General features: G+C 60.9%; 18 protein-coding genes, 3 tRNA genes and 3 rRNA genes. 15 read left to right on the top strand and 9 right to left on the bottom strand.

All coding sequences use genetic code 11. The features are described 5' to 3' along the window. Positions 1-17: 17 nt before the first annotated feature. The 4 genes from K3178_RS09655 (at position 18) to K3178_RS09640 (ending at position 2,973) form a co-directional block, all read left to right on the top strand. Positions 18-257 (top strand): FeoA family protein, encoded by a 240-nt coding sequence (locus K3178_RS09655; RefSeq protein WP_221571179.1) that lies wholly within the window; start codon positions 18-20, stop codon positions 255-257. Further along, complete coding sequence (gene feoB / locus K3178_RS09650; protein ID WP_221571178.1) at positions 254-2,101, top strand: ferrous iron transporter B; 1,848 nt, start codon at positions 254-256, stop codon at positions 2,099-2,101. The genes K3178_RS09655 and feoB overlap by 4 nt, the downstream gene beginning before the upstream one ends. A 108-nt stretch (positions 2,102-2,209) precedes the next feature. Continuing rightward, on the top strand, positions 2,210-2,728 hold the full coding sequence (gene ssb, locus K3178_RS09645) for a single-stranded DNA-binding protein (RefSeq protein ID WP_221571177.1): 519 nt from the start codon (positions 2,210-2,212) through the stop codon (positions 2,726-2,728). 23 nt (positions 2,729-2,751) lie between these two features. Further along, entirely contained in the window at positions 2,752-2,973 is a 222-nt protein-coding gene (locus K3178_RS09640; protein WP_221571176.1) for a hypothetical protein, read from the top strand. Between the two features lie 37 nt (positions 2,974-3,010). Here K3178_RS09640 and K3178_RS09635 read toward each other — a convergent pair whose 3' ends face one another. From K3178_RS09635 to K3178_RS09625, 3 genes are all read right to left on the bottom strand, one after another. Beyond that, the gene (locus K3178_RS09635; RefSeq protein WP_221571175.1) at positions 3,011-3,838 is read right to left on the bottom strand and encodes a hypothetical protein; all 828 of its coding nucleotides are present in this window, start codon (positions 3,836-3,838) and stop codon (positions 3,011-3,013) included. 82 nt (positions 3,839-3,920) lie between these two features. After that, a complete protein-coding gene (locus K3178_RS09630) occupies positions 3,921-4,457 on the bottom strand; it encodes a YceD family protein (RefSeq protein WP_221571174.1) in 537 nt (178 codons plus the stop codon). Continuing rightward, entirely contained in the window at positions 4,454-4,972 is a 519-nt protein-coding gene (locus tag K3178_RS09625) for a ubiquinol-cytochrome C chaperone family protein (protein WP_221571173.1), read from the bottom strand. The genes K3178_RS09630 and K3178_RS09625 overlap by 4 nt, the downstream gene beginning before the upstream one ends. 177 nt (positions 4,973-5,149) lie before the next feature. Here K3178_RS09625 and K3178_RS09620 point away from each other — a divergent pair, with 177 nt between their 5' ends. From K3178_RS09620 to K3178_RS09605, 4 genes are read left to right on the top strand one after another with little or no spacing between them, the layout of a single operon-like run. Further along, entirely contained in the window at positions 5,150-5,611 is a 462-nt protein-coding gene (locus K3178_RS09620) for an outer membrane protein assembly factor BamE (protein WP_221571172.1), read from the top strand. A gap of 54 nt (positions 5,612-5,665) precedes the next feature. Further along, positions 5,666-6,226: an ATP-dependent protease subunit HslV gene (gene hslV, locus K3178_RS09615; RefSeq protein ID WP_221571171.1), complete on the top strand. Its 561-nt coding sequence runs from the start codon at positions 5,666-5,668 to the stop codon at positions 6,224-6,226. A gap of 8 nt (positions 6,227-6,234) precedes the next feature. Further along, positions 6,235-7,533: an ATP-dependent protease ATPase subunit HslU gene (gene hslU / locus K3178_RS09610; RefSeq protein ID WP_221571170.1), complete on the top strand. Its 1,299-nt coding sequence runs from the start codon at positions 6,235-6,237 to the stop codon at positions 7,531-7,533. Further along, entirely contained in the window at positions 7,533-7,943 is a 411-nt protein-coding gene (locus K3178_RS09605) for an ACT domain-containing protein (protein WP_221571169.1), read from the top strand. Before hslU ends, K3178_RS09605 begins: the two co-directional genes overlap by 1 nt. Positions 7,944-7,945: 2 nt before the next feature. On the opposite strand, the gene K3178_RS09600 is transcribed toward K3178_RS09605, so the two are convergent. The 4 genes from K3178_RS09600 to K3178_RS09585 form a co-directional block, all read right to left on the bottom strand. After that, the gene (locus K3178_RS09600; RefSeq protein ID WP_221571168.1) at positions 7,946-8,740 is read right to left on the bottom strand and encodes a hypothetical protein; all 795 of its coding nucleotides are present in this window, start codon (positions 8,738-8,740) and stop codon (positions 7,946-7,948) included. A gap of 29 nt (positions 8,741-8,769) precedes the next feature. Then, positions 8,770-10,263: a SulP family inorganic anion transporter gene (locus K3178_RS09595; protein WP_221571167.1), complete on the bottom strand. Its 1,494-nt coding sequence runs from the start codon at positions 10,261-10,263 to the stop codon at positions 8,770-8,772. A 103-nt stretch (positions 10,264-10,366) separates the two neighbouring features. Beyond that, entirely contained in the window at positions 10,367-12,187 is a 1,821-nt protein-coding gene (locus tag K3178_RS09590; RefSeq protein WP_221571166.1) for an ABCB family ABC transporter ATP-binding protein/permease, read from the bottom strand. Positions 12,188-12,225: 38 nt separating this feature from the next. Next, positions 12,226-13,200 (bottom strand): aspartyl protease family protein, encoded by a 975-nt coding sequence (locus K3178_RS09585; RefSeq protein WP_221571165.1) that lies wholly within the window; start codon positions 13,198-13,200, stop codon positions 12,226-12,228. Between the two features lie 691 nt (positions 13,201-13,891). On the opposite strand from K3178_RS09585, the gene K3178_RS09580 reads away from it, so the two are divergent. The 7 genes from K3178_RS09580 (at position 13,892) to K3178_RS09550 (ending at position 19,929) form a co-directional block, all read left to right on the top strand. Further along, a 16S ribosomal RNA gene (locus K3178_RS09580) occupies positions 13,892-15,377 on the top strand. A 185-nt stretch (positions 15,378-15,562) separates the two neighbouring features. Beyond that, positions 15,563-15,639: transfer RNA gene (locus K3178_RS09575), tRNA-Ile, on the top strand. Between the two features lie 15 nt (positions 15,640-15,654). Continuing rightward, a tRNA-Ala gene (locus K3178_RS09570) sits at positions 15,655-15,730 on the top strand. 258 nt (positions 15,731-15,988) lie between these two features. After that, positions 15,989-18,779: ribosomal RNA gene (locus K3178_RS09565) — 23S ribosomal RNA — on the top strand. Between the two features lie 116 nt (positions 18,780-18,895). Then, a 5S ribosomal RNA gene (gene rrf / locus K3178_RS09560) occupies positions 18,896-19,010 on the top strand. The 16S, 23S and 5S rRNA genes sit together here with 3 tRNA genes alongside, the layout of an rRNA operon. A 119-nt stretch (positions 19,011-19,129) precedes the next feature. Next, positions 19,130-19,206: transfer RNA gene (locus tag K3178_RS09555), tRNA-Met, on the top strand. 219 nt (positions 19,207-19,425) lie between these two features. Next, the gene (locus K3178_RS09550) at positions 19,426-19,929 is read left to right on the top strand and encodes a gluconokinase (RefSeq protein ID WP_221571164.1); all 504 of its coding nucleotides are present in this window, start codon (positions 19,426-19,428) and stop codon (positions 19,927-19,929) included. Here the strand turns inward: K3178_RS09550 and K3178_RS09545 are convergent. Both K3178_RS09545 and K3178_RS09540 read right to left on the bottom strand, forming a co-directional pair. Further along, positions 19,912-21,243, bottom strand: a complete 1,332-nt coding sequence (locus K3178_RS09545) for a GntP family permease (RefSeq protein ID WP_221571163.1) — start codon at positions 21,241-21,243, stop codon at positions 19,912-19,914. The genes K3178_RS09550 and K3178_RS09545 overlap by 18 nt on opposite strands. Next, positions 21,240-24,335, bottom strand: coding sequence for a glycoside hydrolase family 3 N-terminal domain-containing protein (locus tag K3178_RS09540; RefSeq protein WP_221571162.1), 3,096 nt, complete (start codon positions 24,333-24,335; stop codon positions 21,240-21,242). Before K3178_RS09540 ends, K3178_RS09545 begins: the two co-directional genes overlap by 4 nt. Between the last annotated feature and the right edge of the window lie 36 nt (positions 24,336-24,371).

The raw sequence follows: 24,371 nt of genomic DNA, 5'->3' as shown, positions 1-24,371 counted from the left end.
CTGACAGTGGCGGGCGCATGACACTGGACGGGTTCGACAGCGGCAAATCTGCGCGCATTACCGGCGTGGACTGGGATGCGCTTGCGCAGGACGAAGGCAAGCGATTGAAGGCGCTCGGCGTGGACGAGGGGGCGGAAGTCGCCATCCTCCACCGCGGCGTGTTCGGCGGACGCGATCCGATTGCCATGCGCCTCGGCAACATGACCATCGCCATCCGCCGCATGCATGCCCGCGCGATCCACGTGGAGGCCGCATGAGCCGGAAACGTACTGCCGCGCTGGTCGGCAATCCGAATTCGGGCAAATCGGCGCTGTTCAACGCGCTTACCGGTGCGCGCCAGAAGATCGCCAACTATGCCGGGGTCACCGTCGAGCGAAAGGCCGGGCGCCTGACCCTGCCTAGCGGCGAGCCGGTCGAATTGCTCGACCTGCCCGGCTCCTACAGTTTCGATGCCGCCAGTCCCGATGAGGCCGTCACCCGCGACGTGGTGAAGGGCACCTTCGAAGGCGAGGCCGTGCCCGATGTGCTTGTCGTCGTGCTTGACGCGGCGAACCTCGAACAGCATCTGGTCTTCGCGCAGGAAGTGCTCGAGCTTGGCCGCCCGACGGTGGTTGCACTCAACATGGTCGACCTTGCCGAGCGTGACGGTCTGACGCTTGATCCCGCCGCGCTGTCCGAGGCGCTGGGCGTTCCGGTTATCCCGACGGTTGCCGTTCGCCGCAAGGGCATCGCCGAACTCAACGCCGCCATCGCCGAGGCCGAGACCCACGCAGATGAGCAAGCGCATACGCGCTGGCACCTGACGCTGCCCGAACGGCGGCTGTCGGCAAAGCACATGGCGCGCGGGGCAATCCTTTCGAAATCGACCCGCCACACGATCGAGAACGGGGTCGACAAGATCCTGCTCAATCCGTGGATCGGCCCGGTCGTCCTGTTTGGCCTGCTATTCGTGATTTTCCAGGCGGTGTTCGCCTGGGCGACGCCTTTTGCCGACCTGCTCGAAGGCGGGGTGGGCGTGCTGTCCGCAGGCGTCACCGCGTCGATGGCGCCCGGCATCTTGCGCGATTTCCTCACCGAAGGCGTGCTGGCGGGCGTCGGCTCGGTGGTGGTCTTCCTGCCGCAAATCGTGATCCTCTTCGCCTTCATCCTGGTGATGGAAGCGAGCGGCTACATGGCGCGCGCGGCCTTCCTGATGGACCGGCTGATGGCGGGTGTGGGCCTCTCCGGCAAAAGTTTCATCCCGCTGCTCTCCAGCTTCGCATGCGCCATTCCGGGCATCATGGCGACGCGTTCGATCAGCGATCCCAAGGACCGGCTGACAACCATCCTGATTGCACCGCTTATGACCTGTTCGGCGCGGCTGCCGGTCTATGCGGTGATCATCGCCGCTGTCATTCCGCAAACGAGTGTCGGCCCGGGCATCGGGCTGCAGGGACTGGTACTCTTCGCGCTCTATGTTGCAGGCATCATCGGAGCTATGGTGGTTGCGCTGGTCCTGCGCCGCACCGTTACCAAGGGCGCGGCATCCGGCTTCATCATGGAGCTGCCGCGTTACCAGCTGCCGCGCATCAAGGACCTCGCCATCGGTCTATGGCAGCGTGCATGGGTGTTCCTGCGCCGCGCAGGCACGATCATCTTTCTCGCCACCATCGCGCTGTGGGTGCTCCTCAGCTTCCCCAAGGCAGAGCCTGGTGAAAGCCAGCTCGATGCGAGCTATGCGGGCGTGGTGGCCGACACCATCCACCCCGTGCTCGAGCCGGTCGGTTTCAACCGCGAGATGAGCCTTGCGCTTGTCCCCGCCATCGCCGCGCGCGAAGTGGCCGTCTCCGCGCTCGCCACCACCTATGCCGTCGATGCCGAGGACGAGGATGTCGCGGCAGAAGGCGTGACCGCCAAGATCGCCGCATTGTGGAGCCTGCCCACCGCGCTCGCCTTCCTCGCGTGGTTCGTTTTCGCGCCGCAGTGCCTCTCGACCATTGCGGTCGCCCGGCGCGAAACCAACGGATGGAAATGGCCGATCGTGATGGTCGTCTATCTCTTCGCGCTCGCATGGATCGCCGCGGGCTTGACCTACTGGATCGCGGTGAGCGCGGGACTTTAGCTCCGCAAGCTCTAGGTCCACTCTGGGGGTAATCCTCGAAGGCGCCCTAGAACCGACTCGCTTCGAACGTTAGGCCACTCGCCAACAGATTCGCGAAGGAAGAGAATAATGGCCGGTAGCCTCAACAAAGTCATGCTGATCGGAAACCTGGGTGCAGACCCGGAGATCCGTAGCTTCCCCAATGGCGGCAAGGTGGCGAACCTGCGCATTGCGACCTCCGAACAGTGGAAGGACCGCAACACCGGCGAGCGTCAGGAGCGGACCGAGTGGCACACCGTCTCGATCTTCTCCGAAGGCCTTATCAACGTGGTCGAGCGCTTCCTGCGCAAGGGCTCCAAGGTTTTCGTCGAAGGCCAGCTGCAGACCCGCAAGTGGCAGGACCAGCAGGGCAACGACCGCTATTCGACCGAGGTTGTGCTGCGCGGTTTCAACGGCACGCTGACCATGCTCGACGGGCCCGGCGGCGGCCAGGGTGGCGGCGGCGGCGGTTCGCGCGGCGGCGACTATGGCGGCGGCGGCCAGGGTGGCGGCTGGAACCAGGGCGGCGGCGGCTCCGGCGGCGGCAGCGGCGGCCAGTCGGGCGGCGGTTCGAACTACGACGACCTCGACGACGATATCCCGTTCTGATGGGTAGGGCCGCGGGCTGAGCGATGATCCGCGGCTACCTGATGCTCGGGTTCGGGCTGTCGTTCGCGGCATTGGGGGCGATCATAACCGGCGCCTACGTTCACGGCGTCATCGATGTGATCGGCGAGCCGGACCAAAGCTGGATTTTCTGGGGCATTGCCCTGCTCGCAATCGGTTTGCCGATGCTGGGCGGGGGTATCGCGCTGGCGGTCTGGGGTTGGCAGATTATCCGAAAATCCCGCTAGGCCTCACACTCGGTCATTATTGAGAGCCCACTAGGCCTCAGCCTGTCACTCCGCTTCCCAGACCGCCGATCGGTCCGACGAGGTCGTACCAAGCCTGGTTGTCCCACAGGAAGTGGGTGATCACCGCTGCCGTCAGGGCGAGCGCGCCCCAGATCAGGTAGGCGCGGTGCACCTTGCCAAGGCGATACAGATCCCACGCAAACATGGGAGCGATCAGCAGCAGCGGATAGAGCTCGGCGCTGAGCGGGCTTGCAGGCATGGTGTGCGGGATGAACTGCATGCGGTCGATCGCAGCTGGCATCGGCACCAGAGTGGCAAGGAACATGAGCCGTTTGTGCATGCCGGAGTCGCGCTTGCGAAACCACAGCGCAAGACCGGCAAGGATCGCGAACATGATCCCGGCCCTGAACTGCATGATCATGATGTTGTTCACGAAGGGAACGACCTCGGTCTGCAGGCGGAGCGCGACATCGGCCGGGGCGCCGGCAATCATCTCGGCATATTGGGCGCGTCTCGTAGGGATCAGGGCGAAACCTGCAACCAGTATTGCGGGCATCAGGAAGAGACCCGCCACGCCTAATTGCATGTGCCAGTTACGACGCCCGGTCGCCATCAGGACCGATTGCACGAGCAGGAGCGAGATCCATGCGCCCATCAGCACGGCATGTGCATGCATGGCGAGCGGGAAAGGCGGGGCAGCCCCCTTCTGCACCATGGCGATCTTCATCATCGAATCCGGGATGAAGCCGACCAGGACAACGACGAAAAACAGCGCCGCCGTAAAAACATAGATCCAGCGATCGACGAAGGCTGTGAAACCCGTGCCGACAGGTGGTGCGGATACCGATTGGTGAAGCGTCGCCATAAATCCCTCCCCCGAGGCGCGACCATCCTTCATTTTTACCACGCTTTGCTCATCGGGCGAAGCGAATTCGCGGGCTGGCCGGTCAGTCCTTCCTGAGCCCGGCCAGGGCCTCTGCCAGCGGGCCGCTGGGCGTGCGATCCTCGTCGCTTTCGATGCCTGCGTCTTCACGTGCATCGTCCGCACCCGGGCCTTCGCGATAGGGATCGATGGCAAGGCCCAGTTCCTGCGCGATCGCTTCGCCGAGGTCGAAAGTCTCGCCCTCGTATTCGATCTCGTCCAGGTCTTCCTCGGTGAGCTCGAATTCCTCGTCTTCCTCGTAATCCGCGATCCGGCCGGCAGGCACGAAACGCAGCGAGAAGGGCTCGCTGACGTCATAGGTGAAATCCTCGCGCGTTACGGCGCAAGGTTGTTCGATGGTCGCTGCCAGCGTGCCGGTGGCGATGACGGCCTCGTCCTTCTCGTCGAAATCGACATCGGCAGTGAATGATTCGATGGCAGTGACGCCAAATCGCTTGGCCAGTGCTGCCCGTTCGGCTTCATCGGCCTCGACATGCATCGTCCCGGCAGGAAGGGCGCGCGGCTTTACCAGCCGGACGAGTTCGCTGGTTTCGCGGCTCATGCTGCGACCTCGCCCTTGCGCAGTTCATCCGCGCTCGTCCGCTCGAAGCGCTTGTGCAGCCGGATCATGCGCTCGGCCAAGGCCTCGGCCTCGTCTTCCTGCGACATGGTGACATTGCGCTTGAGCGCTGTGGCCAGTTCGGCACGGTCTTCGTCGGCGAGTGCCTTGCGGTAAGTGCCCAGGCGGCCGCCCATGCTGCTCATCAAATTGCCGATCTTCTTGCCAACGGTCGGGTCGCCAATGCCCGCCTCGCGCAGCTGGCCTTCCATGTCCTCGACGAAGAGCTCGGTGACCAATGCCGTGTGCGGGGCGAGGCTGTCCTCGCGCTCCATGCGCAGCATCACGAGGCTGAGTACCAGCGTGATCATGTCGAACCGGCCTTCCACCGTGTCGGCAACACCGCACATGCGATACCAGTCGGGATCGCGCGCCTGCTCGACGATGGAGTGCCACAGGGGGCGCCACTGGTCGCGCGGGTCGCGCTGCGTTCCGAAGATGCGGGCGAGGAAGGACATGGGCTTCGTAAGGTTCCTGTTCGTCTGTTCAGCGGCAATTCAAGCCGCCATCCCCACGCGATGCACAATGTCACGTTGCAAGCGCGCAGGGATGCCTATAGGGCGTCGTCCGCGCATATAGGGCGCAGGCCCATCAAGGCCAAGCGCCTGCACGATACGGAGTTGAAGCGAGTTTCCATGCGGGTCACGAAAATCCTAGCCACTACTGCACTTGTCGCAGCCGGTCTCTCGCTGGGCGCATGCTCCTCGATCCGCGAATCGCGCGGCTATGTGACCGATGCGGTCCTACTGAGTTCGGTGCAGCCGGGAATCGACAACCAGCGCAGCGTGGAAATGACGCTGGGGCGCCCGACCTTCACCAGCCAGTTCGGCGAACCTACCTGGTATTACGTGTCCTCCACCACGGGCCGTAAGCCTTTCGTCCGTCCGCGCATCCAGGCGCACCAGGTGCTGGCCGTGCAGTTCGGCCCCGACGGGAATGTGACCTCGGCGAACCGGACCGGTCTCGACCAGGTCGTCTATCTCTCGCCCGATGGCGACGCGACGCCGACACTCGGCCGCGAGCGTGGCTTCCTCGAAGACCTGTTCGGCAATATCGGCACGGTCGGCCAGCCCGGCATGGGTGGCCAGGGACAGTAAGCGAGGCGCGACGCGCGCCTTGACCCGTTCCGGCGCGCCCCCATATCGCGCCTCATGAGTGATCAGGATAATCGCCACGGCCTCGTCCAGTGGCACGGAACCACTATCATCGGTGTCAGGAAGGGCAATCGCATCGTCGTTGCCGGGGACGGCCAAGTCTCCATGGGCAACACGGTGATGAAGCCCAATGCGAAGAAAGTTCGCCGGATCGGTGAGGGCGGGAAGGTCGTAGCCGGTTTTGCCGGCGCCACCGCCGATGCCTTCACCCTGTTCGAGCGGCTGGAAAAGAAGCTCGAGCAGTATAACGGCCAGCTCCTGCGCGCCGCGGTCGAACTGACCAAGGACTGGCGCACCGACAAGTATTTGCGCAATCTCGAAGCCCTGATGATCGTGGCGGACAAGGAGAACCTTCTCGTCCTCACCGGCAATGGCGACGTGCTCGAACCCGAAGCAGGCATTACGGCCATCGGATCGGGCGGCAATTACGCGCTCGCCGCCGCCAAGGCGATCGCCGAATACGAGGACGATCCGGAAACGATCGCGCGCAAGGCGATGCAGGTCGCTGCCGACATCTGCGTCTTCACCAATGGCAATGTGACCCTCGAAGAGGTCTGAGATTTTTCATGGACAACCTGACACCCAAGGCGATCGTCGCTGCGCTCGACGAGCATATCATCGGCCAGAAAGACGCCAAGCGCGCCGTGGCCGTGGCGCTGCGCAACCGCTGGCGCCGCCAGCGCCTCGACCGCGACCTCCGCGACGAGGTGACGCCCAAGAACATTCTGATGATCGGCCCCACCGGCTGCGGCAAGACCGAGATCAGCCGCCGTCTCGCCAAGTTGGCCGAGGCACCCTTCGTAAAGGTCGAGGCGACCAAGTTCACCGAAGTCGGCTATGTCGGCCGCGACGTCGAACAGATCGCCCGGGACCTTGCCGAAGAAGCGATCCGGCTCGAGAAGGATCGCCGCCGCGAAGCCGTGCGCGAAGCTGCCAGCCAGGCGGCGATGGACCGGCTGCTTACCGCTCTGGTCGGCGACAATGCCAGCGAGGCCACGCGTGAGGCGTTCCGCGAACGCATCGTCCAGAACGCGATGAACGACACCGAGGTCGAGATCGAGGTGAAGGACACGCCGTCGAGCTCGATGGAAATTCCCGGTATGCCCGCCAATGTCGGCATGATCGACCTGTCCGACATGCTCGGCAAGGCGATGGGCCGCTCGAACATGAAGCGTCGCAAGCTCAAGGTCCCCGATGCGTGGGACCGGCTGGTCGAGGAGGAGGCCGAGAAGCGCATGGACCAGGACGACGTCAATCGCGTCGCTCTGGAGAACGCCGAGACCAACGGCATCGTGTTCCTCGACGAAATCGACAAGATTGCGGTGAGCGATGTGCGGGGCGGATCGGTCAGCCGCGAAGGCGTGCAGCGTGACCTGCTGCCGCTGATCGAAGGCACGACCGTTGCCACCAAGTACGGCCCGATGAAGACCGACCACGTTCTTTTCATCGCCTCAGGCGCATTCCACGTTTCCAAGCCTTCGGACATGCTGCCCGAGCTTCAGGGCCGCCTGCCGATCCGTGTCGAGTTGCGCGCGCTTACCGAGGAAGACTTCGTGCGCATCCTCACCGAGACGCGCGCCAACCTCGTCCAGCAGTACAAGGCGCTGATCGGGACGGAAGAAGTCACGCTCGACATCACCGACGGTGCCATTGCGGAAGTTGCCAAGATCGCCGCGCGGGTGAACGAGAGCGTCGAGAATATCGGTGCCCGCCGCCTGCAGACGGTGATGGAGCGCCTGCTCGAGGACATCAGTTTCGAGGCCGAGGAACACAAGGGCGAGACGATCACCATCGACGCCGCCTATGTGCGCGAACGCCTCGACGACCTCGCGGGCGATACCGACCTCAGTAAGTATATCCTGTGATGACCGGGCCGGTGCGCGACACGGAGGCGATGATCGCCGCCATGGAGCCCCGGCTCGATGACCGCCACTGGCGCTTCGTCCTCGTCAGTCCCGAAAACGCGCCGCAGCTATTGGGCGCGGCGATCGGGACCTTCCGCGAGGATGAGGGCGTGACGGCAATAGTGCCGTCGGGCGTAGCGGAAGAACTCGGCAGAGAAGGCCCGGATTTCGCGCGCATCACGCTGATGGTGCATTCCGACCTTGAAGGCGTGGGGCTGACGGCGGCGGTGTCAGGCGCACTCGCCGATGCGGGCATTTGCTGCAACATGGTCGCGGCGCTCTATCACGATCATATCTTCGTTCCTGCTGCGCGGGGAGAGGAAGTGCTCGCCCTGCTAGAAGAGCTGTCTTGCTCGGCAAAGGCAGGCTGAATTCAGCTTTCGAGCAATTCGTCTAATCGCTCTTGTAATTCGACCAGCATGGCCTCGCGCTGCTCATAGCCGAGCAGCACGTGACCGGTGCGGCCCATATTGTCGGAGGCCTCATTCAGGAATTGCGGGTTGGCGCGCATTTTCGCAATGTCGCATACGGGAACCCACCGACTGCCCTCTGTCGCAGAAAAACCCCAGCTGCCTTCACTCTCGCTCATACGCGGCACCAGCGAGATCGCTATTTCCTCGGGATGCCGGCTGTAGAGGCGGAAAAGTTCATTGGTCCGCTCGACATGATTGCCGCGCTGTCGATCGCGGAAGAGAATGTAGCGCCGCAACAGGTCCTTGAGTTCCTCGTCCCTGAGCCTGTCGAAGCGTCCGGTCCCGAGCATTTCCTCCAGGATCGGCAACTGGTCCGACTCGCGACGATAAACGTGCGAGGCTGCCAGAGCCGTACATTCCCTTTCCGAGAGGGGCCGCGCCTCAGCCATCGAATATAGGACCGGCTGCGCTTGTTGAAGCGTATCGACCAGCGATTGCACCTGCGCGCGCTCTTCACGGACGACGGACAAGAGTGCGCTTGTTTCTGCCTGCAGCCGCGCGAGGATCGCAACCTCGTCCTTGCGCTCCTGCCGCTCCTCGTTCCAATTCGCGGCCTGCAAGCCGAGGAATACGCCGGCCACCACGATGACGAATTCAGCCGCTAGGGCGAACCAGTTCTGTTCGCTCAGGTGCACCGCGATCTTGTTCAGAAATACCGGTTTCTTCTCCCCTGCCATGGCCGGAGTATGGAACACCGGTCAGAACACGCAAGGGCAAATCGAGCCTAGGGATGAGGCGCCAGCCCGATTTCGACGCCGGTCTTGTCGGTCAGCGCGAACTTGTCGACAAGGTCGCTGCTCGCACGGTTCAGTCCCTTTACCTGCACGCTGCGCCCATTGCGGCGCATGCGTTCGACGACCTTGTCGAGTGCGCCGATGGCCGAAATGTCCCAGAAGTGGGCCTTGCTGACATCGATGATTACGTGGTCCGCCGGGTCGGGCTGGGTGCTCTCCGGGCCGAGCGCGGCCTCGAAGCGCTCGACGCTGGCGTAGAAGATCTGGCCCTTCGCCCGGTAGACTGCCTTGTCGCCCTTACGCTCGCGCACGACCTCGAACATGGTCATCACCTTGTGGGTGAAGAACACGCCCGAAAGGATCACGCCTGCCAGCACGCCCAGGGCAAGGTTGTGGGTCGCGACGACCGTGATGACGGTCACGACCATAACCACCGAGCTCTGCCAGGGGTGCTTGCCGATATTGGGGATCGAGTTCCACGAAAAGGTCCCGATGCTGACCATAATCATGATCGCCACCAGCGCAGGCATCGGCACCTGGCCGACGAGATCGCCGAGCACGGCGAGCAGGATGAGGAGCGAGAGCCCGGCCGTGAAGGTGGACAGACGTCCGCGACCGCCGCTGGTCACATTGATGACCGACTGACCGATCATTGCGCAGCCGCCCATGCCGCCGAACATCGCTGCGACCACATTGGCAATGCCTTGCCCCGCGCTTTCACGGCGCTTGTTCGAACCGGTGTGCGTCATGTCGTCGACGATCTGCGCGGTCAGCAGCGATTCGAGCAGGCCGACTGCTGCCATGGTCGCCGAATAGGGAGCGATAATGGCAAGCGTCTCCCATGTCAGCGGGACATCGGGGAGCATGAAATAGGGCAGGCCTTCGGGCAACTCGCCCATGTCGGCCACGGTGTTGACTGGAGCATTGATGTAGATGCTGAGCGCGGTGAGCACGATGATCGCTACCAGCGGGCTTGGCACTGCCGTGGTCAGCTTGGGGAAGAGATAGATGATCGCCAGCGCGGCAGCGACCATGGCATAGGTCTCCCACCCCACATTCGTGAGCTGCGGCAGCTGCGCCATGAAAATGAGGATCGCGAGCGCGTTGACGAAGCCGGTGATGACCGAGCGCGATACGAACTGCATCAGGAGATCGAGCCGCAGCAGCGCAGCGATGCCCTGGAAGATGCCCATCAGGATCGTCGCGGCGAAGAGATATTCCACCCCGTGATCGCGAACCAGCGGCACTACGACCACGGCTACCGCAGCCGTCGCGGCGCTGATCATGCCGGGGCGCCCGCCGGTAAAGGCGATAACCATGGCAATCGCGACCGAGGCATAGAGCCCGACGCGCGGATCGACGCCCGCGATGATCGAGAAGCCGATTGCTTCGGGAATGAGCGCCAGCGCCACGACGATGCCTGCCAGCACGTCTGCACGGATGTTGGAGAACCAGTCGCGTTTGATCGCGCCGAGGTTAGGCATGATATCTGTCCAGCTATATAGGGAGGCGCTCTGCCACGCCCGGGAATATGCGCGCCTCATAGCGACTGGACGGGATGGCACAACCCGCGAGGGGTGCGGATAGCTATGCGGGTTCGGCTTCGTCTTGCGACTTCTCGGCCTGCTGGCGCGCCCACATCTCGGCGTAGAGCCCGTCGTGCCTCAGCAGTTCGGCATGCGTCCCGATCTCCGCCAGTTTGCCGTGGTCGAGCACGAGAATGCGGTCGGCATCGGCAATGGTCGACAGCCGGTGCGCAATGGCGAGCGTGGTGCGGTGCCTGCTCACCTGCTTCAGCGTGCGCAGGATTTCCTGCTCGGTCCGGCTGTCCAATGCGCTGGTCGCCTCGTCGAGCAGCAGGATCGGCGGGTCTTTCACAAGCGTGCGCGCGATGGCGACGCGTTGCTTCTCGCCGCCCGAGAGTTTCAGCCCTCGCTCGCCGACCTCGGTCTCGAAGCCGTCGGGCAGCCGTTCGATAAAGGGAAGGATAGCGGCCGAGCGCGCAGCGGCCATGATATCGTCTTGTCCGGCGCCTTCGCGGCCATAGGCGATGTTGTAGCCGATCGTGTCGTTGAACAGCACGCTGTCCTGCGGGACGATCCCGATATGGGCGCGCAGGCTTTCCTGGGTGACGCGCGAGATGTCCTGCCCGTCGATCAGGATGCGGCCCTTCTGCGGATCGTAAAAACGGAACAGCAGCCGGGCGATGGTGCTCTTGCCGGCGCCCGAGGGCCCGACGATGGCGATGTTGCTGCCAGCGGGGACTTCGAAGGTCAGGCCGTGGAGGATGGTCCTTTCCGGCTCGTAGCCGAAATGGACATGATCAAAAGTGATCGACGGGCGCTTCACCAGGAGTGCCGGTGCGCCCGGCACGTCCTTTACCTCGGCCTCGGTATCGATCAGGCGGAACATTTCCGCCATGTCGATCAGTCCCTGCCGCACTGTGCGGTAGACCATGCCCAGCATGTCGAGCGGGCGAAACAGCTGCATCAGATAGGTATTGACCAGCACGAGGTGTCCGGTGGTCAGCTCTCCCTTGCTCCAGCCCCATACGGTAAAGGCCATGGCTCCGCCCATCAGCAGGTTCATGATCGCCGCCTGCGTGATGTTGAGCGCGCCGAGCGAGTTCTCGCTTTTGACGGCAGCGTCGGCCCATGCGGTCGCGGCCGCGCCATAGCGCCTACGCTCGCGCTCCTCAGCACCGAAGTATTTGACCGTTTCGAAATTCAGCAGGCTGTCGACCGAGCGGGCGAGCGCCTCGCCATCGAGCTCGTTCATCTTGCGCCGCAATTCGTTGCGCCATTCGGTGATCTTGCGGGTCACATATATATAGGCGGCCACGGTCAGTGCGGTGGCGGCCACTAGCTCCCAGCCGAAATTGAAATAGAAGATAGCGCCCACGGCGATCAGTTCGAGCGCGGTCGGGGCGATATTGAACAGCAGGAAGTAGAGCATGATGTCGATGCTCTTGGTTCCGCGCTCGATCGTCTTGGTGATCTCGCCGGTACGCCGCGAGAGATGGAAGCGGAGCGAGAGCTGGTGCAGCCGCGAGAAAGTGTCCTCGGCCAGCTGGCGGGTGGCATCCTGTCCGACGCGCTCGAAAGTGATGTTGCGAAGATTGTCGAACATTACGCTGGCGAAGCGCCCGGCCGCATAGGCGATCACAAAGGCGAGGGCGACCATCATGCCTTCGTTTGCCGGCGTGGTCATCGCATCGATTGCGGTCTTGTAGGCAAAGGGCAGCGCCAGGATCGTCGCCTTGGCCAGGATAACGAACACCATCGCCCCGACGATGCGTCGCCGCAGCGAGAGGTTATCCTCGGGCCACAGATAGGGGAGGAAGCGCTTGAGCGTTGCCCAGCTTTCGGCGTCCTGCCGCTGGTCGGATGTTGAGGTATCTGGCGGCATCGCCCGTTACTTGGGGCGATCTGCGCGATCAGGCAAGGTTACGAACGCGTGCGCGTGCCTTTCCAGTTCAGGTTGACCGGATCACGGGGAAGGGCGCTGTCGGGCAGGTCGAACAGGACCTCGCGCGAGGCGAAGTCGATCGCCACGCGGCGGAATAATGTAAGGTTGGCCATGCCGAGGATGAGCGCGGGCTCGTCAGTATAGCCCAAGGCAGCCAGCGCCGGACTGTCTGCGAAACCGATCGGCACATTGCTGAGCTCCATAGATCCGATCTTCAGGCTGCGGGCAAAGGTAACGTCGCCGGAAATCTGGGTCCCGTGCACGTCGGTAGAAGTGAACTTCTCTTCCGCGCGCGCGCGCATGCGTTTGAGCAGCGCAAAGTTGCCGACGGTGTTCTGCGCGCCGGTATCGATGATAACCGCAGTGCGGACCCCGTTGAGGCGTGCGTCGGTGATGATCATCTGTCCCAGCTGCGCGCGGGCCCGCACGACGATCTCGTAACCGCGCTTGTTGATCCTCGTGTCCGCATCGGCGACGGAGATTCGATCTTCCTCGAAATCGATCAGCACGCGCATGTCCTGCAAGGTATCGAGCCCGAGGATGCCGTCCGCGCCTATATTCCGCCGGTCGAGCAGGGGAGAGGTCAGGCCGCTCAAGGTGCGGTCGGCGAACTCGAGCTGGTCGATCGCGATCGTATCGACCAGCCTGCGCGACCCCATGGCGACAAGCATCGCGCGTCCCGAAGGTTCGAGGGCGAGGTCGTCCGTTATACGGTCAGTGACAACGGTGGCCTGCGCGCCGGTATCGATAAAGAAGCGGTAGGGCCCCTGGCCGGCAATAGTGACAGGGACCGTCATTCGTTCGTAGCGATCGCGGTCGAAGGCGATGTCGATCACATCTTCATCGGGGAGCGCAGGCTCGGTCACCGGGGCCTCTGGCTGCGCGGATGACTGGGCCGACGTGACGCTGCCGAGCAGCAGCGCAATTGCGGTGACGATAGATCTGGCGGCCATGTCTCTCTCCCATGGACCGGGCGCATCTGCCCGATGCCCGCATATATATACACGATCGACTCACAGCGGGCGAATCTGTCGGCAGATTCGATTCCTGCCTTCGTCGGAGCGTCCGCGGAGGTGGTGAATCGCCGATTCAGGGGCTCTGAATCGGGCGATTCACCCGGATCGGGGCACTTTCCTTGAAAATCGCTGCGGGCTCCCCACATTGGGGTCACGGGTCATTGGACGGCAAACCCGCGGAATTCTGCGGGTTTTCAAAAAAGTTCAAAAAACTTTCGAAAAGGGTGTTGACCGAATCCAACACCACGCCTAGATGGCCTCCACCGACGCGGCGCTGACGGCTTCCACCGCCGCCCGCTTCGGTCGCCAACACTAACGGATAGCCGGCTCCCCCGGTGTAAATCGGGGAACCAATCGCTGTCCGCTTTTAAGTGTCTCGGCGGCTCTTTGACATTGTTAGTTTTTGATGAAGGGACATGTGGGCGACGGCGCCCGGTCCGGGGACCTCAAGGCTCCGAGTACCGGTTAATTCAAGCCGATTGCCACATCCTTCCAGGCTCCACAGTCTGGTCGTGATGATGCATGTTCATTCGTATCCATTACGTTTGACAGTGCAGGTATCGGCTCCTTGAAGCTCATGCCAAGCAGGTTAGCGGGGTTTTCCCCGTGTCTGTTTAGTATGTGACACAAACTTGAGAGTTTGATCCTGGCTCAGAACGAACGCTGGCGGCATGCCTAACACATGCAAGTCGAACGAACCCTTCGGGGTTAGTGGCGCACGGGTGCGTAACGCGTGGGAACCTGCCTTTAGGTTCGGAATAACTCAGAGAAATTTGAGCTAATACCGGATAATGTCTTCGGACCAAAGATTTATCGCCTTTAGATGGGCCCGCGTTAGATTAGATAGTTGGTGGGGTAATGGCCTACCAAGTCGACGATCTATAGCTGGTCTGAGAGGATGATCAGCCACACTGGGACTGAGACACGGCCCAGACTCCTACGGGAGGCAGCAGTGGGGAATATTGGACAATGGGCGAAAGCCTGATCCAGCAATGCCGCGTGAGTGATGAAGGCCTTAGGGTTGTAAAGCTCTTTTACCAGGGATGATAATGACAGTACCTGGAGAATAAGCTCCGGCTAACTCCGTGCCAGCAGCCGCGGTAATACGGAGGGAGCTAGCGTTGTTCGGAATTACTGGGCGTAAAGCGCGCGTAGGCGGCTTTTCAAGTCAGGGGTGAAATCCCGGGGCTCAACCCCGGAACTGCCCTTGAAACTGGATGGCTAGAATACTGGAGAGGTGAGTGGAATTCCGAGTGTAGAGGTGAAATTCGTAGATATTCGGAAGAACACCAGTGGCGAAGGCGACTCACTGGACAGTTATTGACGCTGAGGTGCGAAAGCGTGGGGAGCAAACAGGATTAGATACCCTGGTAGTCCACGCCGTAAACGATGATAACTAGCTGCTTGGGTTCATAGAACTTGGGTGGCGCAGCTAACGCATTAAGTTATCCGCCTGGGGAGTACGGTCGCAAGATTAAAACTCAAAGGAATTGACGGGGGCCTGCACAAGCGGTGGAGCATGTGGTTTAATTCGAAGCAACGCGCAGAACCTTACCAGCCTTTGACATCCTAGGACGGTTTCTGGAGACAGACTCCTTCCCTTCGGGGACCTAGTGACAGGTGCTGCATGGCTGTCGTCAGCTCGTGTCGTGAGATGTTGGGTTAAGTCCCGCAACGAGCGCAACCCTCGTCCTTAGTTGCCATCATTTAGTTGGGCACTTTAAGGAAACTGCCGGTGATAAGCCGGAGGAAGGTGGGGATGACGTCAAGTCCTCATGGCCCTTACAGGCTGGGCTACACACGTGCTACAATGGCATCTACAGTGAGCAGCGATCCCGCGAGGGTTAGCTAATCTCCAAAAGATGTCTCAGTTCGGATTGTTCTCTGCAACTCGAGAGCATGAAGGCGGAATCGCTAGTAATCGCGGATCAGCATGCCGCGGTGAATACGTTCCCAGGCCTTGTACACACCGCCCGTCACACCATGGGAGTTGGATTCACCCGAAGGCGGTGCGCTAACCTTTTAGGAGGCAGCCGACCACGGTGGGTTCAGCGACTGGGGTGAAGTCGTAACAAGGTAGCCGTAGGGGAACCTGCGGCTGGATCACCTCCTTTCTAAGGATGATCACGAAAGCGCCGGTGCTAGCCATCGGAAGTGCTTCGCGATTTCCAAAGAACATTGCCGTCGTCCTCATGTCCTTTCATCAATCGGATACAGCCTAACGGGCATAGCCTCGTTAGATGCTGTTTGCCTGAGCTGGCTCATGCCGCCTGCGGCCGCAAGGCCCGCGCTGGCGCATAGGCCCGTAGCTCAGTTGGTTAGAGCGCACCCCTGATAAGGGTGAGGTCGGTGGTTCAAATCCACTCGGGCCTACCATTTACCTGGTCTTACGGGGCCTTAGCTCAGCTGGGAGAGCACCTGCTTTGCAAGCAGGGGGTCATCGGTTCGATCCCGATAGGCTCCACCAGGTAATGCAATCCGATAGATGAAACGAAAACAGATACCGCATCTGGCGGTTAGGTGGTTTCGACCACCGCTCTTTGACATTGTGAATGGGTTTTTAAATCGATGCCGTGGCGCATGGATTGTACGGTTTGCCTTCGGGCAGATCATGCAAGCTGTGCATCACAACAAGATCAATCAAACGATTATCTGGCTGAGATATTCCTCCGCACCTATCCCAACGCAGCTTTTATGCAGGCTTGTCGTTGATGGTGTGGATTCTCAAGCGTGAGGTAAGAGCATTTGGTGGATGCCTTGGCATGTGCAGGCGATGAAGGACGTGGCACGCTGCGATAAGCGTCGGGGAGATGTGAGCAATCTTTGATCCGGCGATTTCCGAATGGGGAAACCCACCCTCACCATTTCCTTTCGATCGACCTTCGGGTCGGCCGGAAAGAGGTGGATAGGGTATCACCAGACTGAATACATAGGTTTGGTGAAGCGAACCCGGGGAACTGAAACATCTCAGTACCCGGAGGAAAAGACATCAACAGAGATTCCCGTAGTAGTGGCGAGCGAACCGGGACCAGGCCAATGCTTCTTCGTTAATTAGCAAAACACTTTGGAAAGAGTGGCCATAGTGGGTGACAGCCCCGTATGCGAAAGTGACCGAAGAAGATTCGAGTAGGGCGGGACACGTGAAATCCTGTCTGAACATGGGGGGACCACCCTCCAAGCCTAAATACTCGCACATGACCGATAGCGAACACAGTACCGTGAGGGAAAGGTGAAAAGCACCCCGATTAGGGGAGTGAAACAGTACCTGAAACCGGATGCTTACAAGCAGTTGGAGCCCCATAGGGGGTGACAGCGTACCTCTTGCATAATGGGTCAGTGACTTAATCTACCATGCAAGCTTAAGCCGTTAGGTGTAGGCGCAGCGAAAGCGAGTCTGAATAGGGCGACTGAGTATGATGGATTAGACCCGAACCCCGGCGATCTAGGCATGGCCAGGTTGAAGGTGCGGTAACACGCACTGGAGGACCGAACCGGTGAATGTTGAAAAATTCTCGGATGAGCTGTGTTTAGGGGTGAAAGGCCAATCAAGCCGGGAAATAGCTGGTTCTCCGCGAAATCTATTGAGGTAGAGCGTCGGATGTATGCCGATGGGGGTAGAGCACTGGATGGGCTAGGGCTGCGCGAGCGGTACCAAACCTAACCAAACTCCGAATACCATCGAGTCTTATCCGGCAGACAGACGGCGGGTGCTAAGGTCCGTCGTCAAAAGGGAAACAGCCCTAACCTACAGCTAAGGTCCCCAAGTCATATCTAAGTGGGAAAGCATGTGGGAATCCCAAAACAACCAGGAGGTTGGCTTAGAAGCAGCCATCCTTTAAAGAAAGCGTAACAGCTCACTGGTCTAAATAAGGGTTCCTGCGGCGAAGATGTAACGGGGCTAAAGATATGCACCGAAGCTTAGGGTTGCAGTTTACTGCAGCGGTAGCGGAGCGTTCCGTAAGCGAGTGAAGGCGAAGGGTAACCGACGCTGGACGTATCGGAAGTGCGAATGCTGACATGAGTAGCGACAAACAGGGTGAGATGCCCTGTCGCCGAAAGACCAAGGGTTCCTGCGCAACGCTAATCGGCGCAGGGTTAGCCGGCCCCTAAGACGAGCCCGAAGGGGGTAGTCGATGGGAACCACGTAAATATTCGTGGGCCTGAAGATGTGTGACGGATGGTGGAAGTTGTTCAACCTTATTGGATTGGTTGGGCAGCCAGACTGTTCCAGGAAATAGCCTCTTCACTATAGACCGTACCCGAAACCGACACAGGTGGTCAGGTAGAGTATACCAAGGCGCTTGAGAGAAGTATCCTGAAGGAACTCGGCAAATTGCCTCCGTACCTTCGGAAGAAGGAGGCCCTGGATCGAGGCAACTCTTTTCAGGGGGCACAGGCCAGGGGGTAGCGACTGTTTAGCAAAAACACAGCACTCTGCTAAGTCGGCTTCAAGACGACGTATAGGGTGTGACGCCTGCCCGGTGCTCGAAGGTTAAGAGGAGGAGTGCAAGCTCCGAATTGAAGCCCGAGTAAACGGCGGCCGTAACTATAACGGTCCTAAGGTAGCGAAATTCCTTGTCGGGTAAGTTCCGACCTGCACGAATGGCGTAACGACTTCCCCACTGTCTCCAGGATATGCTCAGCGAAATTGAATTCTCCGTGAAGATGCGGAGTACCCGCGGTTAGACGGAAAGACCCCGTGCACCTTTACTGCAGCTTCAGAGTGGCATTAGGAAAGAGTTGTGTAGCATAGGTGGGAGGCTTTGAAGCGAGAGCGCCAGTTCTCGTGGAGCCATAGGTGAAATACCACCCTGCTGTTTTCTGATGTCTAACCAGCTACCGTTATCCGGTAGTGGGACCCTCTGTGGCGGGTAGTTTGACTGGGGCGGTCGCCTCCTAAAGAGTAACGGAGGCGCGCGATGGTAGGCTCAGGACGGTTGGAAACCGTCTGCAAGAGTGCAATGGCATAAGCCTGCCTGACTGCGAGACTGACGAGTCGAGCAGAGACGAAAGTCGGTCATAGTGATCCGGTGGTCCCTCGTGGAAGGGCCATCGCTCAACGGATAAAAGGTACGCCGGGGATAACAGGCTGATGATTCCCAAGAGCTCATATCGACGGAATCGTTTGGCACCTCGATGTCGGCTCATCACATCCTGGGGCTGGAGCAGGTCCCAAGGGTTTGGCTGTTCGCCAATTAAAGTGGTACGTGAGCTGGGTTCAGAACGTCGCGAGACAGTTTGGTCCCTATCTGCCGTGGGCGTCGATACTTGAAAGGAGTTGCCCCTAGTACGAGAGGACCGGGGTGAACGTGCCTCTGGTGTACCTGTCATCCTGCCAAGGGTGCCGCAGGGTAGCTATGCACGGACGGGATAACCGCTGAAAGCATCTAAGCGGGAAGCCTCCCTTAAGATAAGGTATCTTCGAACCGTCGTAGACCACGACGTTGATAGGCCGGGTGTGGAAGCGCAGTAATGTGTGGAGCTAACCGGTCCTAATAGTTCTTTTCGCGCTTGTAGGATCCATACCATCAACGACAGCCCTGTGCTGTCCGAGAGGTGGAGGAAACTCTAGCCGGATAAGCCCAGAAAAGCTCAAAGCATCGATTTAAACCCATGTCCGCCAGCTCTATTGCTTGGTGACCTTAGCGTCTGTGACCCACCCGATCCCATCTCGAACTCGGCCGTGAAACCGGACAGCGCCGATGGTACTAGTGCTCAAGCACTGGAAGAGTAGGTCGTCGCCAGGCATTAAAGCCGGCGGGCATGTGGTATAAACCCATTCACGATTTCAAAAGCCGCTGCCGGTGCATACCGCGCGGCGGTTTTTTCGTCTCTGGCCTCCATGGCCAAGACGAACACACGGTGCCGCGGGGTGGAGCAGTCCGGTAGCTCGTCAGGCTCATAACCTGAAGGTCGTTGGTTCAAATCCAACCCCCGCAACCACCGTCTTCCCAAAAATAACAAAGAGTGTCAGCCCGCTGCTTCCAGCGGGCTTTTTGTCGTGTCCCTATGTAGGCCGATCTCATGTGTTCTGCCATGAAGTGTTCGAGATCATGAGCGTCTTGGACGGCGGTTCGATGTGGCGGTATGAAACAGGAATTGGCGCGACCGCCGATGTCAGACCGTTGGCTCGCGCGCTCGAGACCCGTATGGGCCTAACATATGAAAGCAGCTCGACTAATCGTAATCGCTGGCGTGTCCGGGAGCGGTAAGTCGACGGTGGGACGCGGTTTGGCGGAACGGCTTGGTCTGCATTTCTTGGAGGGTGATGATTTTCATGGCCCGGCCAATGTCGCAAAGATGGCCTCTGGCAAGCCTCTGCAGGATAGCGACCGCAAGTCCTGGATCGAGGCATTATGTCACGCTTCCAATGCGCATTCCGGCGATGTTGTCGTGTCCTGCTCGGCGCTCTCTCGTCAGGTCCGCGATTGGATCAGGTCCGGTAGTGAAAAGCGAGTGATCTTCCTACTTCTCCAGGCTTCGGAGGAAACCCTGACCCAACGGCTCTCGGAGAGGCGCGACCACTTTATGCCTGCCAGCTTGCTTGCGTCGCAGCTTGCTGCTTGGGAAATGGGCGATGATCTGCTGGTGCTCGATGCCGAGGGTTCACCGCTGCAGATTATCGGGCAAGCCGAGCTCATGCTCGCCTCATCCGATTTGCCATAGCAGGGCGCACATCACCAATCCCGTCACGCCGACCAGCGTCGAGGCGATGGTCCAGCTGCGCAGAGTTTCGCCGGTCTCCTGTTCGAGGTAGCGATTAACCAGCCAAAACCCGCTATCGTTGATATGGCTGGCAAGTGTGGCCCCGCTACCGATTGCGGCGACCAGTAACGCCGTCTGCCATGCTGAAACCGGCGACACTTGGAGCAAGGGGGCCGTGAGGCCTGCTGCGGTAACCATTGCGACGGTCGCGCTGCCCTGGCTGATCCGCATGGCTGCGGCGATGGCAAAGCTCAGCAACAGGATGGGGAGACCGGTACCGGCAAGGGTATCGGCCAGTGCCTGTCCGCCTTCGCTATCGACGAGAACCTGCTTCAGCGCTCCGCCTGCGCCGGTAACGAGAACGATAATCCCCGCCGGCTCGAACGCTCTCGCCATCGCTTCGCGAATGTCGTGATGCCGGACGCCCGGAATGCGCGAAAAAAGAACCATTGCCAACAAGCACGCAAGCAGCAGTGCGGTAAAGGGATGGCCAAGGAAATCCGTGATCTTGGAAAACGGGGAACCCGGCAGGGCAAATCGTATCGCAGCTGCACCTACCATCAGCGCGAGCGGGACGAGAATGACGATAGCAGAAGCGGCGGCCAACCGACCAAGGCGGCCATCCTGCGGTGGTTTTGGGGCAGCATCTTCTCCGGAAAGGCCATCGTCCAAATGGCCGGCGGCGAACCGCACGAACAGGGGCCCACCCACCAGCATTGCGGGCACTCCGGTTGCGAGGCCGGCAAGAATGACCAGTCCGATATCGGCCGAGATGAGTCCTGCCACAGCTATCGGGCCGGGCGTCGGCGGTATGAAACTGTGTCCGACCGCCAGCCCCGCAAGAAGCGGTATGGCAAGGGTTACCGGTTTGACCTCCAGCCTTCGCGCGAGGGCAAGGATGAACGGAAAAAGTATTATGAAAGCTACGTCGAAAAATATCGGTATGCCGACCAGTACACCGAGAAAGCCGAGCGAATACCGACTGCGGGCGACGTCGCCGCGCTGCGTCAAGCGATCTGCCAACGCACCAATTCCGCCGCTGGATTCGAGTATGGCCCCTATCAGCGCGCCGAGCCCGACGATCACCGCGACGAAGCCCAGCGTTCCGCCCATGCCGGACTGGATCGAGCTCAATACCGCTTCGCCAGGGAGTCCGAGTGCCAGCCCACCGACGAGTGAACAGGCGATCAGCGCGAGAAAGGCCGGCCAGCGAAACTTCAGGACCAGCACAAGCAGCAGCGCGATGATCCCTGCAATCGCCAGCAGCGGTATCATCGTGCGAAATCCGCTCCGGTGATAGTGACGGGGATCCGCATCAGTTTGTCGTGCACGGTGAGGTAGAGCACCTTCCCGTCGCTTCCTCCGAAGGTGACGTTGGCTACCGCCCGCGGCGTGCGGATCATGCCGAGATGGGTTCCGTCGGGTGCGATCAGATGCACGCCGCCGGGGCCGGTCGCGAACAGCGTTCCGTCTGCGGCGATCGCCATACCGTCGGGCAATCCAGGCGCATTCTCGCCTACCATGCCGGTGGCATCGAACAGGACTTCTCTCGCTCCCCAGCCGGCGCCCTCTCGCCGGTAACGCACCCAGATCGCCCGCTCGGGATCGCTGTTTGCGACGTAAAGCGTCTGTTCGTCCGGAGACAGCGCTATGCCATTGGGCCGTGACAGGCTGGCCTCCAGCAGTGTCACCTTTCCATCGGGAGCCAACGCATAGACGCCGTTTTGTTTCTGTCGCTTGAGCTCAGACTGGTCCTGTCCGGCAAGACCATAGGGTGGGTCGGTGAAATAGATCGTCCCGTCGCTTGCCAGCGCAAGGTCGTTGGGGCTGTTGAAAGGCTCACCTGCGTATTCCGAGGTGAGCAGGCGCTTCTCTTTCGTAGCAAGGTCGACTTCGAACAGCCCCCGATTCCCGTGATCGGCCATAAGGATGTAGCCCGGCCTGCCTGCACGGATCAGCCCGTTGCTCCCCGCTTCGCGGAAGCTTGCAGCGTCGGCGCCGGCATAGCCAGAGGGGGCGAGCCACACCGACAGGCCCTCGTGCTGCGACCATTTGTAAGCCTTGTTTGCCGGGACATCGGAGAACAGCAGGTATCCGCCGTCGGGGCCCGTTATCCAGACCGGGCCTTCCGACCACTGGAAGCCCTCGGCGAGAGTTTCGAGCTCCGCACCGCCAGGCAAGAACCTGTTTGCCTGTTGGGTGGTCACCACCGCGGACTGCGTCAATATCGAGGCAGGCGACTGCTTGCCTTTCGCGCTTCCGACAATCTCGAAACTTGCGCGACTGCGGATGTCGTCGGAGGCGCTGCCGATCATCAGTTCGATCGCACCCGGCTCGATCAGCCACTTCTCATCGAGGCTCCACAGCGCAAACTGCCCGGAATCGAGGGTGAAGCTGACCGTCTTGGTCTCCCCTGCTGTGAGCGCAACGCGTGCGAAGCCGCGCAATTGCATGACCGGGCGCGACACGGAAGCGACCGGATCGCGCATATAGAGCTGGACCACCTCGTCGCCTGCGCGCTCGCCGGTGTTGGTAACGCGCAGGCTGACGGTGATTTTGCCACCTTGCGCCGGGATTGACGCTGCGCTCAGAGCCGCTGCCCCGTAATCGAAGGTGGTGTAGCTCAGTCCGTGGCCAAAGGCGTATTGGGGCGAAATCGGCAAATCCATATAGCGGGCAGTGTCTTTCGACAGGTCCGGATCTGCCGGTCGCCCGCTGGGAAGGTGATCATAGGTGAAAGGGACCTGCCCTGTTCGCCGCGGGAAGGTTGCTGGCAATTTGCCACCCGGGTTCGCATTTCCGAGCAGCGTGGCCGTGATGGCGGGTCCGGCCTCGATCCCGGACAACCATGTCGCCAGCACTGCATCAGCCTCTTCAGCAATTTCGGGTATCGCCAGGGGCCTCCCGCCCATGAGAACGACAACGATCGGCTTGCCGGCTTGCTTGACAGCACGGAAGAGCTCGAGCTGCCTGCCCGGCAATGTCAGTTCGCTGCGCGCCCGCGCTTCACCGGACCAGTCGTAGTCTTCACCCAGCGCAATGACGACAACATCGGCGTTGTGGGCCGCGCGTACTGCAGCCGCTATACCGCTAGCATCGTCGCTGCGGCTGTCTGCGCCGGCGGTATAGCTCGTTCCCGGCAGGGCCTCCTGCAAGGCGGCGCGAAGGGTGACAACATCCTCGGCCTTTCCCTGCGCGCGCCACGAACCGAGTTGGGAGAGGGCATCGTCGGCAAGCGCTCCGATCAAGGCGACACGTTGGCCTTGTCCTGCAAGGGGTAAGGTCGCGCTGTCATTCTTGAGCAAAACGAAGGATCGTTCGGCGATCCGGCGCGCAGCAGCGCGGTGATCCTCGGTCAGTATCACTTCCGCTTCGCGAGCGGTGTCGTGATAGGCCAAGGGATCATCGAACAGGCCGAGCTTCTCCTTCGCGACCAATATTCGCGTGACGGCAGCATCGAGTTGATGCTCTAGCGAAGGCCTTGCCTCAATCGCAGTCTTCAGGTCCGCACCGAAGACATCGGCGACCATGTCCATGTCGACACCGGCCTCGAGGGCAAGGCGCGCCGCATCGCTGCGGGTTCCCGCGACCCCGTGCGCCATAAGTTCCTCGATCGCGCGCCAGTCGGACAGCAGAACGCCGCAATAGCCCCACTCCCCACGCAGGAGATCGTTCAGCAGTTGCTTGTTGGCGGTCGTCGGCACTCCGCCGACGGCGTTGAAGGCAGTCATGTAGCTGGCCGTGCCGGCATCGGCTGCGGCTCGAAAGGGAGGCAAATAGCTTTCGCGCAGCGTCCGCTCGGAAATATCCGCCCCTGCATAGTCACGTCCACCCTCGGCCGCACCATAGGCACCGAAATGCTTTGTCGTGGCCATGATCGTGGCGCTGTCGGAGAGGTCCTCGCCCTGGAAACCGTGGACCTGGGCGGCCGCCATGGCACTGCCCAGATAGGCGTCCTCGCCAGACCCCTCGACAATCCGGCCCCAGCGCGCATCGCGGGCGATGTCGACCATCGGTGCGAAAGTCCAGTGCAAACCCGAGGCCGCCGCTTCGCGCGCGGCAATCCTGGCGTGTTCCTCGGCTGCCATCGGGTCCCAGCTCGCCGCGATGCCGAGCGGCACGGGGAAAATCGTTCGATATCCGTGGACTACGTCCATCGAGAAAAGGAGGGGGATGCCCAACCGGCTTTCCTCTACCGCCACACGCTGCAATTCGCGCAAGGGCTCGGCTCCGGCGACATGCAGATAAGAACCCACCTCTCCGCGTCGCACGCGTTCGAGTTCTTCGGGACCAAGCCTCGAATTCAGGTTTTTCGACCGTCCACCTGCTCGCTGGACCAGCTGGCCGATCTTTTCATCGAGGGTCATCCGGGCCAGCAGGGACGAGACCCGTTGGCTGGCGCC

Origin of the sequence: Qipengyuania sphaerica (genome assembly GCF_019711595.1) — a bacterium.
In the GTDB taxonomy this organism is placed as follows: Bacteria; Pseudomonadota; Alphaproteobacteria; order Sphingomonadales; family Sphingomonadaceae; genus Qipengyuania; species Qipengyuania sphaerica.
The sequence above is the reverse complement of the archived record's forward strand: the minus strand, read 5'-3'. Positions and strand labels throughout refer to the sequence as shown.